Source organism: Butyricicoccus sp. OF27-2pH9A (assembly GCF_027693185.1).
Classification (GTDB): domain Bacteria; phylum Bacillota; class Clostridia; order Oscillospirales; family Butyricicoccaceae; genus Agathobaculum; species Agathobaculum butyriciproducens.
Window position 1 is genome coordinate 2,984 of sequence record NZ_JAQEXK010000042.1, and the last position, 333, is coordinate 3,316.

Sequence of the window (333 nt, forward strand, 5' to 3'; positions counted from 1 at the left end):
TTAAATTTAGCTATTTGTAGTATGATCTTTTCGATCATATCCCAACAATATAAACGTCAAAACCTATTTGCTGATCTATAAAATTAAGATCGGAATAACATTTTAACATTTCCTCTATTGTTGCTTTTGCTTTCGTATTGTTCAGTTTTCAAGGTGCAAAATTTTCATGCCTTTGGCGAAAATTTTGTGCCAGTGTCGATTTCATAAGGAAATCGACCAAGGTGCATTCATCGAGAAGTTCCTTCGAGATGAATCTTTTCACCGCGGTATGAAATTCACAATTCCCTTTCGGAAATTGTTGGTGGGCTTGAGAGGACTCGAACCTCCGACCTC